10 protein-coding genes and 1 pseudogene are annotated in these 17391 nt (G+C 71.6%); 7 read left to right on the top strand and 4 right to left on the bottom strand.

Annotated features, from left to right (window positions below; translation table 11 throughout):
• Positions 1–148: 148 nt before the first annotated feature.
• The 4 genes from AB0761_RS21705 to AB0761_RS21690 form a co-directional block, all read right to left on the bottom strand.
• Entirely contained in the window at positions 149–1432 is a 1284-nt protein-coding gene (locus AB0761_RS21705; protein ID WP_377270764.1) for an acyltransferase family protein, read from the bottom strand.
• 460 nt (positions 1433–1892) lie between these two features.
• On the bottom strand, positions 1893–4490 hold the full coding sequence (locus AB0761_RS21700) for a YfhO family protein (protein ID WP_377270762.1): 2598 nt from the start codon (positions 4488–4490) through the stop codon (positions 1893–1895).
• A 513-nt stretch (positions 4491–5003) separates the two neighbouring features.
• Positions 5004–6437, bottom strand: a complete 1434-nt coding sequence (locus AB0761_RS21695) for a polysialyltransferase family glycosyltransferase (protein WP_377270761.1) — start codon at positions 6435–6437, stop codon at positions 5004–5006.
• Positions 6434–7438, bottom strand: a complete 1005-nt coding sequence (locus tag AB0761_RS21690; protein WP_377270760.1) for a glycosyltransferase family 2 protein — start codon at positions 7436–7438, stop codon at positions 6434–6436. Before AB0761_RS21690 ends, AB0761_RS21695 begins: the two co-directional genes overlap by 4 nt.
• Before the next feature lie 360 nt (positions 7439–7798).
• Here AB0761_RS21690 and AB0761_RS21685 point away from each other — a divergent pair, with 360 nt between their 5' ends.
• From AB0761_RS21685 to AB0761_RS21655, 7 genes and pseudogenes are all read left to right on the top strand, one after another.
• Entirely contained in the window at positions 7799–9112 is a 1314-nt protein-coding gene (locus AB0761_RS21685; RefSeq protein ID WP_377270759.1) for a DUF6716 putative glycosyltransferase, read from the top strand.
• Between the two features lie 41 nt (positions 9113–9153).
• A pseudogene (locus AB0761_RS21680) lies at positions 9154–9567 on the top strand (cytidylyltransferase domain-containing protein); the annotation flags it as partial.
• A 390-nt stretch (positions 9568–9957) separates the two neighbouring features.
• Positions 9958–10866 (top strand): N-acetylneuraminate synthase family protein, encoded by a 909-nt coding sequence (locus AB0761_RS21675; RefSeq protein ID WP_377274251.1) that lies wholly within the window; start codon positions 9958–9960, stop codon positions 10864–10866.
• Positions 10863–12041: a hypothetical protein gene (locus tag AB0761_RS21670; protein ID WP_377270758.1), complete on the top strand. Its 1179-nt coding sequence runs from the start codon at positions 10863–10865 to the stop codon at positions 12039–12041. Before AB0761_RS21675 ends, AB0761_RS21670 begins: the two co-directional genes overlap by 4 nt.
• On the top strand, positions 12041–12964 hold the full coding sequence (locus AB0761_RS21665; RefSeq protein WP_377270757.1) for an ABC transporter permease: 924 nt from the start codon (positions 12041–12043) through the stop codon (positions 12962–12964). The genes AB0761_RS21670 and AB0761_RS21665 overlap by 1 nt, the downstream gene beginning before the upstream one ends.
• Positions 12965–13420: 456 nt before the next feature.
• Positions 13421–14488 carry an acyltransferase family protein gene (locus tag AB0761_RS21660; RefSeq protein ID WP_377270755.1) on the top strand — a complete coding sequence of 356 codons (1068 nt, stop codon included), beginning with the start codon at positions 13421–13423 and terminating at the stop codon, positions 14486–14488.
• 100 nt (positions 14489–14588) lie between these two features.
• The gene (locus tag AB0761_RS21655; protein ID WP_377270754.1) at positions 14589–16886 is read left to right on the top strand and encodes a CDP-glycerol glycerophosphotransferase family protein; all 2298 of its coding nucleotides are present in this window, start codon (positions 14589–14591) and stop codon (positions 16884–16886) included.
• The last annotated feature ends 505 nt before the right edge of the window (positions 16887–17391 follow it).

Genomic DNA, 17391 nt, shown 5'->3' with positions numbered 1-17391 from the left:
GGCGCGCCCCGGCCGGGGGATGTCGGGGTCACGGCGGGTGCGTCGCCTTGCGCATGGGCGCACCGGCCGACGAACCCCGACCCAGGGAACTATGTCCCTTTTGTCGATTTTGTCGTAAAGATTCCACCGCGCCCTCGGCGGCACGCCGTCAGACCGACGGCGGCAGCGGCTTCTCCAGCGCCCGCTTCATCACCCTGGCCAGCGGCCGCTCCGCCAGCCGGTGCACCAGCCAGGCCAGCAGCAGCATCGCCGCCGCGGTCACCGCCAGCACCACACCCGGCGGCAGCTGGTCGCGCAGACCGTAGATGACCAGATGGCCCAGGTGCTCATGGGTCAGATACAGCGGGTAGGTGAGCGCACCCGCCGTGGTCAGCCAGCGCCAGTTCAGCCGGGAGAACCAGCCCAGCGCCACCCCCGCCATCACCACAAAGCAGACGGTGACCACCATGGCCCCCACCGTCCCGGAGAGATGAGCGTTGATCATCTTGCCGAAACGGTCCGTCTCGGCGATCACCCGCTCCTGGGCGATCAGCCAGGAGATGCCGACGATTCCCCAGGAGAGCGCGTGGTGCCCGAACCTGTGGATCAGATAGAAGCCGATGCCCGCGATGAAGTACGCCGAGTACTTGGGGACCAGCAGATTGTCCAGCAGGACGTTGTGGCTGGCCTGGGTGAGCACCGACCCCACCGTCCACAGCCCGCAGAAGACCGCCGTGCTGCGGTAGGTGACGCCGAGCCGCACCACCAGGGCGAAGATCAGGTAGAACCTCATCTCCACCCAGAGCGTCCAGAAGACCCCGTCCACATGGGCCACACCGAGGGGCTCATGGAGCATCGTCAGGTTGAGCAGGATGTCGTGGAGGCTCATCCGCCGGTTGACCACCACCGGGAAGATCTCCTGGAGCACCACGATCAGCCCGATGGCCACCCAGTAGGCGGGGTAGAGCCGGGTCAGCCGGGAGCGGAAGAACTGGCCCGGGGTGCGGCCCCAGCAGCTCATACAGATCACAAAGCCGCTGATGATGAAGAAGAACTCGACACCGAGCCAGCCGTAGTCGGCGATCGGCTCAAAGCCCGGCAGCACACTGCGGCTCTGCTGGCCCCAGGCCTTGGACGCGCTGCCGCCCCTGGCCATGTAGTGGAAGACCAGCACGGACAGCGCCGCCAGCAGCCGCAGGCCGTCCAGCACATAGAGCCGGCCGCCGCGCGAGGCGGCGCGCCCGGGGACCGTCCCGTCCGCGGGCCTGCGCTGTCCCGGCAGCGCCGCTTCCACCGGGCCGGTGCCGGCTGCGACGGCACCGGCCGGAACGCTGCCGGCCGGAACGCTGACGGTGGGAACGGTCCCGGTCGGGACCGCATCCGCCGGGAGCGCACCGGGTGAGGCCGTACCGGCCGCGGACTGCCCCCTCGGCGAGGTGTCCAGGGTGCTCATACGGTGCCTCCCTCGACGGTCCGGGTCCCGGCCGCCCTCCCCGCGCTGCAGGGCATGCCCCGCCGCGCCGATGCTGTCCGGTCGGGTCTGCTCATCGTCTCCGCGCCGCCTTCCGTGCTCAGCCGGGCCGCCTTCTGCGGCCATCCGCCACTCACCGCCCCGGTGGTCGCCACCGGGCCGCCGGACCCCGGAGCGGGACCGCGGCAGAGACCGTCGGTGGGCGAACCGCCCGCCCCGGCCGGGACATCCGGGCGCGGCCGCAGCCGGCCGCACCCTGTGGTGCACCGGAGCCGGGGGGCGGAAGGCGCACACGGTAGCGGGTCATGGTGAAGGGAATGTGACGCGATCATCGCCTCTACGCTTATCGGGCAGGAGCGGCGGACCCTTGCAGAACCGATCGGATCACGCCATATCAGCAATTGATGGATCCGGCGGTGTCCGCCGCCCCGGAGTGCGCAGCTCAGAGCGCGAGCCGCCCTGCACGGCGGCGCCTGGCGCTCCACAGGCCCGCCGCGCCGAGCAGCAGCAGCGAGCCGGTGCCCAGTGCCGCGCCCGCCTTCAGCCCCGGCGGGGTGAAGGAGCAGTCCACCGTGGTCGCCCTGCCGTCCAGCGGCACCGCCAGCAGGCCGCCGTACTGCTGGGCGGGCCTGAGCGCGGCGTCGCCCGCAGCGCACTGCCAGCCCTTGGTGCGGGGCACCGCGACCACGGCCGTGCCCACGCTGCCGGCAGGCAGTTCGGCGTGCAGACCATGGCCGGAAACCGACACCTGCGTGGCACCGGTCCGGCTCAACTGCCCCACGGCAGCGGCCAGTCGCGAGGGGTCCAGGCAGCCGACCGGGCGCAGCGGCAGCGACCCGGGCTTGGCGGCCCGCAGATCGATCTGCACCCGGCCGTCGGCCGGGACCACGCCCAGCCGCTGCATCGCGGCGACCTGGGTGCCCGGGGCCGCGACCATCCGAACGGTGCTTCCCTGGGCCATGGCGGCGGTGCCGCCGAAGTGCGGGGTGTTGAGGAAGACCTCCCACCCGGGCCGGCAGGCCACGGTGATCCGCTGGCTCGGCAGCGCCTTGCTGCCGGACTGCGGATCCGCCCGCCAGCCGTCGGCGGTGCGCTGCGCCTGACGCCCGTCCCGGGTGACCACCCTGGCGTCGGGGACCGCATAGACGGTGGCGCCCAGCAGCATCTCCTGGTTGCGGAAGGTGTCATTGCCGTAGCGCGGGGCGGGGCCGGCCGGTCGCACGGTGACCAGCGGCGGCACCTTCTGATGACTGACCGTCACCGTCGCCGGCACCGAGGCGTCGTACGGCTCGGCACTCGGGTGGGGGACCGCACGCACCCGGGTACCGACCGAGAAGACCGCGTCGGTCACCGGGTTGTCGAGGGTCCGCGGGGCACGGCCGCGGGAGGTCCAGCCGTAGCCGAGCTTGGCCATGGTGGAGATCCAGGCCTCGGAGGTCAGGCTGCTGTAGTACTCCGCGCCCTGGCCGCCGAGCAGCTGCGGGTCATTGGCGGTGACCATCTCGGAGCCGGCCTCGGTGCGGCTGCGCGGCCAGTCGTCGGACGCCGTCACCGCCTGCCGCACCTGGTCCTGCCAGGGCCCCCAGGCGGGGTGGGAGTCCAGGTGGTGCAGCCGGTTGCGGTCCACCCGCGCGGTGTCCACCGCGGCCTCGCCGACCTGCAGCACCGGCAGCAGTGCGAGGGTGGCGGCGGCCAGCCGGTACATCCCGCGGCGCTGGGCGTGGCGGCGCAGCAGATACAGCAGGCCGCCGATAACGACCGAGCCGCCGAGCACCGGGAGCGTCCAGCGGATGTCCAGGCCCGAGGAGGCGGACCCCGCCGCCACAGCGGCCAGCACACCGGCCGCGCAGAGCAGCGTCCTGCGGTCGGGCAGGCCGCGGGAGAAGGACAGCCAGCCCGCGGTGACCAGCAGTGCGCAGAGCACAAAGGCCTGCCGGTAGCTGCTGCCGTTGGGGTTGGTGAAGGCGTACCAGACCAGCACCGTCGGACCCCACTGCAGCGACAGCAGTACGGCGCCGGCCGCGACACACCAGGTGGCGCGGATCCGGCCGGATATCCGGCGGTCGAACGGCATGGCCAGCGCGGCCAGCAGGGCGAAGGTGCCGATGTAGAGGCCGGGCGAGTTGAAGCCGTAGGTGGTGGGCAGCGACCGCGCCAGCACATCGCTCCAGGGCACGGCGTGGAAGTCGCGCGGCGCTATCGGCCAGACATAGCGGGTGCCGGTGTAGACCACCAGGAAGAGCGGGGCGGCGGCGCCGATGCCGAGTCCGGTGCGCACTCCGAGGCGCAGCACCGCCGCGGCGCGGGCACGCCAGGGCGCCGGGGTCTGGGCGAGCCTGACGGCGAGCACCACCAGCGAGCCGAGCACCGCCATGTAGGCCGTGTAGAAGTTGGCCGCCCAGGCGGCGGTGACCAGCAGCGCGCCCAGCACCGGGCGGCGGCCCTCCAGGGCCCATTCGACGCCCAGGAAGAGCAGCGGCAGGGCTATCAGGCCGGTCAGCCACATGGGGTTGTACGCGGCGTCGGTCACGGCGAAGCCGCAGAGGCCGTAGGCGGTGCCGAAGCAGGCCGCCAGCACCGGGTTGCCCCGGCGCAGCCGCAGCAGGTACCCGGTCATGGCCGCGGCGGCAGTGGCGGTCATCAGCACGGTGATGACATACACCGCGAGGTCGACCCGGTCCCGCGGGAAGAGGGCCACCAGCGGGGAGAACGGGCTGGCCAGGTAGGTGCCGACGTCGGGGAGGTAGCTGGTGCCGTAGCCGGAGTTCCAGTTGATCAGCAGATCGCCCTGGCCGTGTCCGTGCAGGACGTCCCACCAGCGGGCGTAGAAGGGGACGTACTGGTTGCCGAGGTCACTGACGCTGCGGGTGGCGGGACCGAAGGGGTACATCCGCGCCAGGGCGTCGCCGAGGCAGAGCCCGAGGGCGGTCAGCAGCGCGGAGAGTGCCACCGCGGTGCCGGTGGCCCGTCGGCGGGCACGGCGCGGGTCTTCGGCGGCGGCAGGGGCGCTCCCTGCGGGGGCGGTCCCGGCAGGGGTCACAGCGGGGGTCACAGCGGGGGCGGCGGCCGTGGCCGGCGGGCCGCCGGCGTCTGGTCCGGCTGCTGTGGGCGACGCCGCTGAGGCATCGATTGCGGGCCGTGTCACGGGGACTCCTGCGGCTGGACGCGCGCTGTGCGCTCGACAGTGGGGGCTGCCCGGGCATGCCCGGGAAACCGTCGGAAGCCCCCATGGCCCGGTACGCATGTGCACCTTCCGTAAGTGAGGTGCACCGACGGCGGCCGGAATGTGTCCTGCCGGCGACGGGCGGAGCAACAATGGCCCATCCACGCTGCGTGCACCTTCCGTCACACGTACGGAGGAGCCCCGGAAGAGCGCTGTCCACCGTACGGGGGGACGACTCCGCGCGCCGGCCGTCGCATCGGGACGGGTCCGGCGGTCCGGCGGGGCGGCCGGGGAAGGCGGGGTGGAAAGGCATCGGGGCCGCCCCCTCGGGCAGGAGGGGCGGCCCCGATGCGGTCATGGGATCCGTGGTGTCCGTGGGGTCCGGGACGGTCAGTTCCGGCCGGCCCGGCGGGCTCTGGCCTGCCGCACCACCCGGCGCACCAGCGGCGACTTCCTGAGCAGCCGCGCCCCGGCCGGCACTCCGCCGACCATGCCTCCGGGCAGTCCCAGTGCGGTCAGCCGGCGGCGCTTGAAGTAGTGCGCGGTGGCGGAGCCGTAGTGGGCGCCCAGCCAGTCGGCGGCCTCACCGGCGAGGTGCGGATAGGACTTGGCCTGCATGCAGTAGCCCACCGCCGTGGTCAGCGGACCGACCCGGTCGGCGATGTCGGCCGGGTCCAGGGCCGGCGGCGCGACCGTGAAGCCGGGGGCCTCCAGGTCGGGCAGCAGGGCGTCCACCACCGTCACCGGGATACGGTTGCTGTTCTCGTACGGGCTGAGGCGTTCCAGCAGCGGCCGGGTGCCCACCCGTGCGACCGGGAGGCCGTAGAAGGCCGCCGCGGTGAGCAGGGCCGTGGAGAAGCAGCCCACCACCAGGGCCGGGCGCAGCCGCTCGAAGAGCGTCTCGGCGAGCACCGGCTCGTCCAGCACCCGCAGGGTGGCGCCGGCCTCCGCGGCGGCCTTCTCCATGGCGGCGGAGAGCTTCGCCGGGGCGCTGGGGTGGGGCTTGAAGACGATGTCGGTGAGGCCGGCGGCGACCGCGCCGCGCACCATACGGGCGTGCAGCTCCTCCTCCTCGGCGGTGCTGATCAGGCCCAGCGCGGAGAGGTACTGGCCGAGCAGCAGGGCGCAGCCGGGCTCGGCCGGCCGGTCCGGCGGGGGCACGGTGCCGGCGATGTCGGTGAGCACTTCGAGGAAGTCCTCGGTCGGCACCGCCTGCGGCTCCACTCCGTACTCGGAGAGCAGCAGCGGACGCAGTCCGGGCACCAGGTCCAGGTGGAGGAGCCGGCGGATACGGCCGTGCAGCAGATAGGGCAGCACATTGCGGGTCGGGCCGTAGCTCATCAGGCCGTCGGCGTAGATGTGCACCGGGCCCTCGTCGAAGATGGCGGTGATCGCGCGGGCCGGGCTGACCTGGATGGACTCCACGATCAGTTCCAGCGGTGCGTCGCCCAGGTCCCAGGACTGGCGCAGCAGCCGCTGCAGGATCGGCACGTCCTCCTGACGGGGGGTCCAGCCGCTCGGGTGGTAGGGCTCGATCTCGTCGTTCCAGTAGCGGACCTCGTCGAAACTGCCCCGCAGTGCGGCGAAGGAGTCGGTGCGGTGCAGCGGCACCGCGTTCTCCGGGATCGCCGCGGTGTTGCAGACCAGCAGGATGCGGCGGTGCTCGGCACGTGGACCGAACAGGTCGGCGTCCAGAGCGGCGCAGACGGTGGCCGCGCCGTAGAGGGTGGACGCGGCGAAGATCTGCACGGTGCCGGCGGGGCTGTCCGCGGGGGTGGCGGTCACGGCGGCGGGGGTCTCCTCACGGGGGCCGGGCGGTGTCATCGGGCGGCCACCGGGGCCAGTCCGGAGCGCAGCCTGCGGATCACCGCGGCGCGCTCGGGGTCCATGGCGGCGATCGCCTCCACCAGATGGTTCTGCGGCATCCGGCGCAGCGCGTCGGCGCTGAGCGTACGCAGCCGGCGGGCGACGTCGCGCTCCAGGCGGTCGGCGTTGCGGCGGTGGTGCACTATCACCGCGCAGTAGGTGCGGATGGCCTTGCCCAGTAGCCGGTCGGCGTCGGGGTCGTCGGCCAGCTGCTCCAGCACCAGGTCGAAGGCGCGGATGAAGTCCAGTTGCCGCTCGTCGCCGACCTGGGTGAGCGAGGTGGCGACCGCACGCCGATAGAAGACACCGCGCAGTCCGGTGACGGCGTAGGAGTCGGCGAGCCGGTGCAGACGCCATATCCACGGCCGGTCCTCGGCGGTGCGCAGGCCCTCGTCGAAGTGCAGGGCACCGCGGTCCAGCAGCCGGCGGTGGTAGATCCCGGCCCAGGCGTACGGGTAGTCGACCATGGTCGCCCGGTCGGCCGGGAGGATCGACTCCCTGGGGTCCAGCACCTCGTCGCGACGTGCCTGCGGGGCCTTCTGGATCTGCCGCTTGGACCCGGTGACCTGGACGTGGTCCACCCGGACGAAGTCGCATCCGTGCCGCTCGACGGCGTCCAGCAGCTGCTCCAGATAGCCGGCGCCCACCCAGTCGTCGCCGTCCAGGAAGGTGAGGTACTCGCCGCGGGCCGCGTCCAGGCCGACATTGCGCGCGCCCGCCAGGCCCCGGTTGTGCTCGGGCCTGACCACCACGGCGCCGGGGAGGGTGCGGGCGTACTGCTCCAGCACGGCCGGGGTGGCGTCGGTGGAGCAGTCGTCGACGAGCACGAACTCGAAATCCGCCCGGGTGTTCGCGGCGAGGCTGCGCAAGGTGTCAGGTGCGAACGCCTGCACATTGTAGAAGGGGACGATGACCGACAGCTTCACGTGATTTCGCTCCTGCGGGGCCCGTGGGCGCATACGCGTTTCTCGGCGTGCTCCGGGTAGGACCGGCGACCGGTCCTGGAGGATCTCCGCCCCGGACATTCCCGAAGCTCTGGGCAGGCGATTCCTGCACACCTGATCCGCCTCGGACTCTACCCGCCGCAGCGCGCACGGTGGAAGCCCGGCCTGCTGGGGCCGGGCGCTTCTCCCGTGGTTGGCCTGGAATTAACCGTTCATCAGGGTGTCAATCACCACCGGTTCACATTGACCTGCTATTTGCCTGGACCGTGTTCACCAATCGGACACTTTGCATTTCTCGGATAGTCTCCGCTGCGCCCTTCGACTGCCATGGTGGGCTCCCTATGCTCGCCGGGTCACACAGAACCGGAGCACTCAATGCGTATCGTCGTCCTGGCCGATTCGGACACCCGCTGGAAATGGGGAGCCCTGCTGGCCGGACAGATCTGCCCCGACGGCGGAGCCGAGATCCGCGCACATCTGCTGCGCGGGCGGGCCACGCCGACGGAGCGCCAGCTGGCCGAGGTCGGCGTGGCACCGGCGTCCATCCGGGAGACCACGGTGGCCGACTTCCTCGCCGAGGCGGGCGAGGAAGGACCGGAGACCGTCGGGGGCGCCGACGTGGTGATCCTCGCTCTGGTCGGCGGCGGCGCGCAGACGCTGCTGCACGGGCTGGCCCGCGCCTGGCGCGGCCGTGCCCGGCGGCCCGTGGTGGTCACCGGCTATGTCGGTGTCGTCTACGAGAAGCTGACGGACGGTCTGCTGCTGCGGGCGGGCGCCGATGTGGTGCTGGCCAACAGCGCCTACGACGCGCGGCGCTTCCAGGAGCTGTACGGGCCGCTGGGCGTCGCCACCGGCAGCGTGGTCCGCGCCGCCCTGCCGTTCCTGGCGGGCCGCGGCGAGCAGTACCGGCCCTCGGAGAGCCGGCCGTTCACGGTCGTCTTCGCCGCCCAGCCCTCGGTGCCGGAGCCGCGCGCCGCCCGGCTCCATCTGCTGGAGCGGTGTGCGCGCCATGCCGAACTGCACCCGGACCGCCGGGTGCTGGTGAAGCTGCGCAGCCGGCCCGGGGAGCACACCACGCATCTGGAGGAGCACCCGTACCAGCGGCTGGTCGCCCGGCTGCCGCGTCCGCTGCCCGCCAACTGCGAGCTGGTGTACGGCAACATGGGCGAGGTCCTGGACGACACCGACCTGCTGGTCACGGTGAGTTCCACCGCGGCCCTGGAGTCCCTGCAGCGCGGCATCCCCACGGCGGTGCTGTCGGACGCCGGTGTCCGCGAGTCGCTCGGCAACCACTACTTCACCGGATCGGGCTGCGTCGCCTCCTGGGACCAGCTGGACGGCGGCCTGCTGCCCACTGCCGGCCGGGAGTGGCTGCACGACCAGGGCGTGCTCGACGAGAAGCCGTACGAGGCCCTGCGCAGCCGGGTCGCCGAGCTGCACGAGCTGCCCGCCCTGCCCCCGCTCGCGCCGTACTACACGGCGGAGAACGCCCCGGCGTACCTGCCGGGCGTACTCGCCCGCTACGGCGTCGCCCCGGACGGCGCCCCGCTGCCCACCGCCGCCAGCACCGCCGGCCGCACCGGTACGCGCCACGCCGTCCGCCGGGCCCTCGCCCAGGGCGCCCGCGGCGCCTACCGGATGGGCGTGCAGCACGTCGCCCCCGCGATCCGCCGCTGGGGGCAGCTGTGACCCTCCACGACCCTCACCCGCACCTCCCGGAGGCCCCGCACATGACCGACCGGTCCACCCCGCGTGTCGTCGCCGTCGTCCCCGCCCGGGGCGGCTCCAAGGGCGTCCCCGGCAAGAACCTCTCCGAGGTGGCCGGCGTCCCGCTGGTGGTCCGCGCCGTACGGGCCTGCCTGGCCGCGTCCGGCGTGGACGCGGTCGCGGTCTCCACCGACGACGACGCCATCGCCGCGGCTGCGGTCTCCTCCGGTGCCGAGGTGGTGCGCCGCCCCGACGCCCTGTCCGGGGACACCGCCTCCAGCGAGTCCGCGCTGCTGCACGCACTGGACGAGCTGGCGGAGCGCCACGGCGGCCCGGCCGAGGTGGCGGTGATGGTGCAGTGCACCTCGCCGTTCGTCACTCCGGGTGAACTCGACGGCCTGGTCGAGGCGATCCTCGGTCAGGGCGCGGACAGCGCCTTCACCGCCGCTCCGTTCCACGGCTTCCTGTGGCGGGCCGACGAGTCGGCCGAGCCGACCGCCGACGGCCCGTACGGCGCCATCGGCGTCAACCACGACAACCGCTTCCGGCCACGCCGGCAGGACCGCCCCGAGGACCTGCTGGAGACCGGCGCCGCCTACGCCATGCGTATCGAGGGCTTCCGTGCCGCCCGGCACCGCTTCTTCGGACGCATCGCCCCGGTCCGCACCGACCCGGCGCTGGTGCTGGAGATCGACGAGCCCGCCGACCTGGCCCGGGCCCGCGCCCTGGCCCCGGTCCTCGAACGGGCCGTCCCCCCACTGCCCCCTGTCCCCCACACTGCCGCCTCCGCGGCGCTGCACAGCCCTGTCGAAAGGAAACCCCTCCCCATGACCACCAACCGCACCCGCACCCTCGGCAACCGCCAGGTGGGCCCGGGCCGCCCCGTCTATGTGGTCGGCGAGATCGGGATCAACCACAACGGCGAGCTGGAGAACGCCCTCGCACTCATCGACGCCGCCGCCGAGGCCGGCTGCGACGCCGTCAAGTTCCAGAAGCGCACCCCCGAGATCTGCACCCCCCGCGACCAGTGGGAGATCGAGCGCGACACCCCCTGGGGCCGGATGACCTACATCGACTACCGCCACCGCGTGGAGTTCGGTGAGGCCGAGTACGCCGCCATAGACGCCCACTGCCGCAAGCGCGGCATCGACTGGTTCGCCTCCCCCTGGGACGTCCCCTCGGTCGAGTTCCTCGAGAAGTTCGACCTCCCCGCCCACAAGGTCGCCTCCGCCTGCCTCACCGACGACGACCTGCTGCGCGCCCTGCGCGCCACCGGCCGCACCGTCATCATGTCGACCGGCATGTCGACGCCGCGCCAGATCCGCCACGCGGTCGAGGTGCTCGGCAGCGAGAACACCCTGCTGTGCCACACCACCTCGACCTACCCCGCCCCCGCCGACGAGCTCAACCTCCGGATGCTGCACACCCTGGAGCGCGAGTACCCCAACATCCCGATCGGCTACTCCGGCCACGAGATCGGCCTGCAGACCACCCTCGCCGCGGTCGCCCTCGGCGCCGTCTTCGTCGAGCGCCACATCACCCTGGACCGGGCCATGTGGGGCTCCGACCAGGCCGCCTCGGTGGAGCCCACCGGTCTGCAGCGCCTGGTCCGCGACATCCGCGTGATCGAGAACGCCCTCGGTGACGGCGTCAAGAAGGTCTACGAGGGCGAGCTCGCCGCCATGAAGAAGCTCCGCCGCGTCCAGGGGGCTGCCGAGGAGGTCGTCTCAGCGTGACCCGGACCCTCGCCCTGGTCGAGAGCCCCGTCCAGCTGCTGAACGCGCTGGAGTGGGCGCACCGGTACGCGCAGGGGACCGACCGGGGCGAGGGCGCCCCGCTCCCCGGCGACCCGGCGGAGCACCCCGGTGGCGGCCCCGACGCCGCCGCCGGTCCACGGTCGGCCGACACCGCGGGACCCGCCCAGTCCGCGGCCATCCCTGCGCAGCGGGGCACCGCTGCCGCCCTGCCGCCCGGCCGGCTGTCGATCGCCGTGCTTCAGCCCCAGGACCCGGTCACCCGGGCCCAGCTGGCGGCGCTGGCCGAGCTGGCCATCGCCGAGGGCATCCGGGTGACGGCCTACGACCCGCGCGGCGGGCCGCGCGGCCGGGCCCGCTCGCTGGCGGCCCTGGCGCCCAGGATGGCGCTGGCGCCGCGGCTGCTGATCGGTGATGCCTTCTCCGGGCTGATCCAGGCGCTGCTGCCGGTCTCCCGCGCCGACGAGCTGGTGGTGGTGGACGACGGCACCGCCACCGTCGAGCTGGTGGACCTGCTGGAGTCCGGCCGGCCGCTGGTCCGCTGGCACCGCGGGGGCAAGGGGTCCGCCTCGGCGGCCCGTGCCGCACGCCGGCTGGCGTCGCTCCCGCCCCGCCGGCTGGAGCTGTTCACCTCACTGCCGGTGAAGCCGCCCGCCGGCGCCCTGGGCACCGCCAACCTCTACTCCTGGACGCGGGACCGCTTCGGTCCCCCCAGGGTGCTGCCCGGCGCCGACCTGCTGGGCAGCTCCCTGGTGGAGACCGGAATCGTCGCCCCTGAGCGCTATCTGCGGACGGTGGCCCAACTGGCCGCCGACCACGGTGTCCGCCGCTACTTCGCCCACCGTCGTGAGCACCCCGAGAAGCTGGCCCGGATCGCCGCCGCCACCGGCGCCGAGATCGTCCGCCCCCGGTTCCCGCTGGAGATCGAGGCCCGCCGCGGCCCGGTCTCGGCGACCCTGCTGTCGTTCCCGTCCACGGTGGTCCATACGCTTCCGCTGGTGCTCGACGGCACCGGCGTACAGGTGAAGATCTGCGCGGTGGACGCCGACTGGCTCACCCCTGACGCCTCGGCGCGCTCGCTGAGTTTTCTCACCGATGTCTCCACCTCCGCCCGCAGCCGCCACGGCCTCGAGATGATCTCCCCGGTGACCGCCTGATGATCGAAGCCCCCGTCGCCACCGCCACTGTGCCCCCGCCCGGCGGCGCACCCGGCGACATCCCCACCGCCCAGGAGCTGGCCGCCCACTACGGGCTGGTCAGACCGGGAGCCCGCCCCGCGCTCCCCAGTTATCTGCGGCTGCTCTGGGGGCGGCGGCACTTTGTGCTGGCCTACACCCAGGCCCGGCTGCTCACCATGTACACCGGAGCCCGCCTGGGGCAGCTGTGGAAGCTGCTGACCCCGATCCTCAACATCGCGGTCTACTACCTGATCTTCGGCATTCTGCTGAAGCAGAAGCACAACACCGGCAGCGGCAACTACATCTCCTTCCTCTGCATCGGCATATTTGTCTTCACCTACACCCGGGAGTCGGTGACCACGGGTGGCAAGTCGGTCTCCGACCGACTGGACCTGATCCGCGCCGTGCAGTTCCCCCGGGCCTGTCTGCCGCTGGCCGCGGTGCTGGTGCAGCTGGAGCAGCTGGTGATGTCGCTGCTGGTGGTCGCGGTGATCGTGCTGGGCACCGGTGAGCCGCTGACCGTCCACTGGCTGCTGGTGCTGCCGGCGCTCGCGGTGCAGACGCTCTTCAACACCGGGCTGGCGATGATCCTTGCCCGGGTGGTGGCCACCGTGCGCGACCTGGGCGAGGTGGTGCCGTTTGTGATGCGCACCTGGATGTATACCTGCGGCGTGATGTACAGCATCGACAAGGTCACCGCGCACGCTCCCAAGGTGGTGGCGACGGCGCTGAAGCTCAACCCCGGCGCCGTCTACATCGAGCTGATCCGCGGCGCCCTGCTGAAGAGCTATCCGTCTCCGGGGCTCTTCACCTGGGGGCTCGCGGGCGGCTGGGCCGTGGTGTCGCTGCTGATGGGCTTCGTGTGGTTCTGGAAGGCGGAGGACCGCTACGGGCGGGGCTGACAGCAGCCGCCCTCCGACGGGGACGGGTCCGCGCGCCCAGGGGGCACGCGGACCCGTCTGCGTTTCCGGCGGCCCGCCTGCGTTCCCGGCGGCCCGTCTGCGTTCCCGGCGTCCCGTCTGCGTTCCCGGCGGCCGCAGCGTGGAGGGCGGCGCCCGCAGTCGTCGCACCGGTGTGGTGCCGGCTCCGGGCGGCGAGGCTGCCGGCGCGGCCCGGTCCTCGCGGGGAATCGCTCCGCCGGCCCGTGATGAACGGACCACATCTGCTGCTGATCGATGCCACGCACCAAAAGATCAGTTCAGTCCCCATATCGACTGCTCCCGCGCAGGCGGCTGACGAGGGAGGCCGGCCGGGCTGACACCGAGGCCCCTGATGACAGCGGACAGACCCCGCTAGAGTGGCCGCCCGGCGGGCTCGCACGCCCGCCCCCAGCCGCTCGCACCAGTCGCAGGAGACCGATGTCCACCGGTACAGCGCCGCAGGAGACCTCACGCCACGCACGGCAGAGCCCCGCTCCCCGCAGTGGAAGCGGTGGCCGTGACCACTACTTCGACAACGCGAAGCTGCTGCTGATGGTGGTCGTGGTCTTCGGGCACTCGCTGGCGCTGGCCCCGGGCACCCGGGCGGTGCAGACCGTCTATATGACGGTGTACGCGTTCCATATGCCGGCCTTCCTGATCATCTCCGGCTACTTCTCCCGGTCCTTCGACGCCGCGCCGCGCCGGGTGCAGCGGCTGGTGGCCGCGATGCTGGTGCCGTATGTGCTGTTCCAGACCGTCTACAGCGCTCTGCAGAACCGGATCGGCGACCATCCCTACGCCTGGAACCTGCTCTACCCCACCTACATGCTGTGGTTCCTGCCGGCTCTGTTCCTGTGGCGGCTCTCGACCCCGGTGTGGCAGCGGCTGCGCTGGCCGGTCGCCACCGCCGTGCTGCTCTCCCTGGTGTGCGGTCTGGAGAAGGCGCCCTTCCTGCTGGCCGTGATCAAGGTGCTGACGATGGCACCGTTCTTCGTCCTGGGGCTGCGCCTGCGGCGGGAGCACTTCGCCGTACTGCACCGGCTGCCGGTGCGGATCGCCTCGGTGCTGCTCTTCGCCGTCACCGGGGTGGGCTTCTGGCTGCTGCACGACCAGGTGGACCGCAACTGGGTGCTCTGGTCGGACTCCTACCACCAGCTGGGCACCAGCGCCCTGGTCGGGGCGGCGTCCCGGCTGGGGATGATCGTGCTCGGCGTGGCGCTCAGCGCGGCGTTCTTCTCGCTGGTCCCGGTCGGCCGGACGTTCTTCACCCGGCTCGGGGCGGCGACCATGACCGTCTTCCTGCTGCACGGCTTTGTGTTCATGCCGTTCTGGGCCCGGCCGCACTGGGCGGGGCTGCATCTGCGCAGCAGCGTCGCGCTGCTGCTGCTGGCCGCGCTGGCCGTGGTGCTGACCCTGCTGCTGAGCCTGCCGTGGGTGAACAAGGTCACCCGGCCGCTCACCGAGCCGCGCTGCGACTGGCTCTTCCGCAAGGACACGGAATCCTGAGCGACCGGTTCACGTCACTCGTCCTGATGAACAGTGGCAGAACCCACAACCAACCTGACGAGAGTTGCATATAAACATACGGTCCCCGTACCTTGGCCGCGTGTCCAACCCGCGCATCAGTCTCATCGTGCCCATATACCAGGTGCAGGGATACCTCCGTGAGTGCCTGGACTCGATCCTGGAGCAGTCGTACGCCGACTTCGAGATCATCGGCGTCAACGACTGCTCCCCGGACGCCTGCGGAGATATACTTGACGAGTACGCGTCACGCGATGAGCGGGTAAAAGCCGTCCACCTGCGCGAGAACGTCGGCCTCGGCCGGGCGCGCAACGCAGGCATGGAGCAGGCCACCGGCGACTACCTGTTCTTCCTGGACAGCGACGACACGCTGACTCCCGGGTCGCTGCAGCAGATAGCCGACCGGCTGGACGCCACCGACGACCCGGATGTGCTGATCTTCGACTACGCCCGCACCTTCTGGTGGGGCAAGGCGCAGCGCAACATCCTGGCGTCGGTCTTCCAGAAGTCCGGGCCCGAGGTCTTCACGGCCAAGCAGCGGCCCGAGTTCCTCAAGCTGATCATGGTGGTCTGGAACAAGGTCTACCGGCGCGGCTTCGTCGACCGGCACGGCTTCCAGTTCCCGCCCGGCTACTACGAGGACACCCCCTGGACCTTCCCGGTCCTGATGTCCGCCGAGCGGATCGCCGCACTGGACTCGGTGGTGGTGCACTACCGGCAGCGCCGCCAGGGCAACATCCTGCGCACGGTGAGCCGCAAGCACTTCGACATCTTCGACCAGTACGAGCGGGTCTTCACCTTCATCGAGGCCAACCCCGAGCTGGCCGAGTGGAAGCCGTGGCTCTTCGGCCACATGATCGACCACTTCATCGCCATCCTGGCGAAGGACAACCGGGTCCCCGACTCCGCGCGGGCCGAGTTCTTCGAGCAGGCCAGCCGGCACTACCGGCAGTACATGCCGGCCGACTACGTCCGCCCCCAGGGCCTGCAGGGTCTCAAGCACAACCTGATCGCCCGCGGCGCCTACCCGGTCTTCCAGACCCTCAAGGTGGCCAACAAGGGCCGCAAGCGTCTGCGCACCACCGTGCGCAAGGCCAAGAACAAGGTCGAGAAGCGCCAGCTGCAGCAGTTCTACGAGACCCAGCTGAAGCGCCCGGTGGACGAGAACCTCGCGGTGTACTCCTCCTACTGGGGCCGCGGCTACGTCTGCAACCCTGTCGCTGTCTACGCCAAGGCCAAGGAGATCGCGCCGCAGATCCACGGGGTCGTGGTGGCCCTGGAGGACGAGGTGCACACCCTCCCGCCGGGCACCGACTACATCGTCCCCGGCACCCGGCGCTACTGGGAGGTGATGGCCCGCGCCAAGTACTTCTTCAACAACGTCAACTTCGAGGACATGCTGATCAAGCGCGAGGGCACGGTCCACGTCCAGACGCAGCACGGCACCCCGGTGAAGCACATGGGCATCGACATGCTCAACTACCCGGCGGCCGCCAAGGGCATGAGCTTCGGCAAGCTGCTCCAGCGCTCCGACCGCTGGGACTACTGCCTCTCCTCCAACCGGCACTCCACCGAGATCTGGGAGCGGGCCTACCCCTGCTCCTTCAAGGGCCTGGAGTCCGGCTATCCGCGCAACGACCGCTTCTACACCTCCACCGCCGAGGACGTGCGGCGGATCCGCGAGGAGCTGGGCATCGAGCCCGGCAAGATCGCGGTCCTGTATGCGCCCACCCACCGCGACTACAACAAGGTCTTCGTGCCGCAGCTGGACTTCGCCAAGCTGTGCGAGGACCTCGGCGACGACTACGTCCTGCTGCTGCGCGGACACCACTTCTACTCGGGCTCCAGCGAGCTGGAGAAGCTCAAGTCGGCGCCGAACCTGATCGACGTCACCGGCCACACCTCCTCGGAGGATCTGCAGCTGGCCGCGGACGTACTGATCACCGACTACTCGTCGATCATGTTCGACTACGCCAACCTGGACCGTCCGATCCTGGTCTACGCGGACGACTGGGAGATCTACGCGGCCTCCCGCGGCGTCTACTTCGACCTGATGGAGGACCGCCCGGGCCATGTCGCCCGCAGCCAGCAGCAGCTGCTCAACCTCTTCACCAGCGGTGCCTGGCAGGACGAGCTCTCGGCGGGCTGGCGGGAGACGTTCCGGCGGCGGTTCTGCCAGTTCGACGACGGCCGGGCGTCGGAGCGCGTCGTACGCCATGTGATGCTCGGCGAGCCGGTGAACACCCCCGCCGTGATCCCGCTGGACGAGCGCACCCCGGCCCCGACCCCGCAGCAGGCCTACTCCCGCACGGCCGGGCGCACCACGGTGCCCAAGCCGGCCTCGGGTGAGCCCACCGGGACTCCGGTCAAGGTGAACTGACTCAGCGCCACCGAGGGAGGGACGGAGACTTCTCCGTCCCTCCCTGCTGCTTTTCCAGGCGCACCCCGCGGCCGCGCGGACCACGGCTGCTTCCTACCGGCCCTCTGCTTCGTCCGGACTCCACCGGGAACGGACCGGCCCACAGAGCGCACACGCCATGCACCGGAACCTGGATGACCCGGCGCACCGACCCGCCGCACCGCCCCGCCGCACCGCCCCGGCAAAGCACTCCGCCGCCGGCCGGACCGGCGCCCTGACGGCCGGAAACAGCAGGTCGGCGCGGGTCGTGCAGGCTCCGGACCGCATAAGCGCGACTGTTCTCGGGGACCCTTTCCAAAGCGCCGGAAAGAACAATTCCAGTGGATTTCGGCCCAGTCTGCGTCAACGCCGGAATCCTGCCCTTCCACGCCCCAGAACGGCCGTTCCGCATTGTGCGCCCGGCGGTCCGGCAAAGCCACAGCAATTCCCGTCGGCGCCGCGGCCGCAACTCCGGGAACGTCTCCCG

Origin of the sequence: Peterkaempfera podocarpi, assembly GCF_042466665.1 — a bacterium.
GTDB classification, from domain to species: domain Bacteria; phylum Actinomycetota; class Actinomycetes; order Streptomycetales; family Streptomycetaceae; genus Peterkaempfera; species Peterkaempfera podocarpi.
The sequence above is the reverse complement of the archived record's forward strand: the minus strand, read 5'-3'. Positions and strand labels throughout refer to the sequence as shown.

Excerpts from the sequence above, each read along its gene's own strand:
- AB0761_RS21675 (WP_377274251.1), top strand. The coding sequence starts at position 9,958 with ATGACCACCAACCGCACCCGCACCCTCGGCAACCGCCAGGTGGGCCCG.
- AB0761_RS21685 (WP_377270759.1), top strand. The coding sequence starts at position 7,799 with ATGCGTATCGTCGTCCTGGCCGATTCGGACACCCGCTGGAAATGGGGA.
- AB0761_RS21665 (WP_377270757.1), top strand. The coding sequence starts at position 12,041 with ATGATCGAAGCCCCCGTCGCCACCGCCACTGTGCCCCCGCCCGGCGGC.
- AB0761_RS21695 (WP_377270761.1), bottom strand. The coding sequence starts at position 6,437 with ATGACACCGCCCGGCCCCCGTGAGGAGACCCCCGCCGCCGTGACCGCC.
- AB0761_RS21660 (WP_377270755.1), top strand. The coding sequence starts at position 13,421 with ATGTCCACCGGTACAGCGCCGCAGGAGACCTCACGCCACGCACGGCAG.
- AB0761_RS21690 (WP_377270760.1), bottom strand. The coding sequence starts at position 7,438 with ATGCGCCCACGGGCCCCGCAGGAGCGAAATCACGTGAAGCTGTCGGTC.
- AB0761_RS21705 (WP_377270764.1), bottom strand. The coding sequence starts at position 1,432 with ATGAGCACCCTGGACACCTCGCCGAGGGGGCAGTCCGCGGCCGGTACG.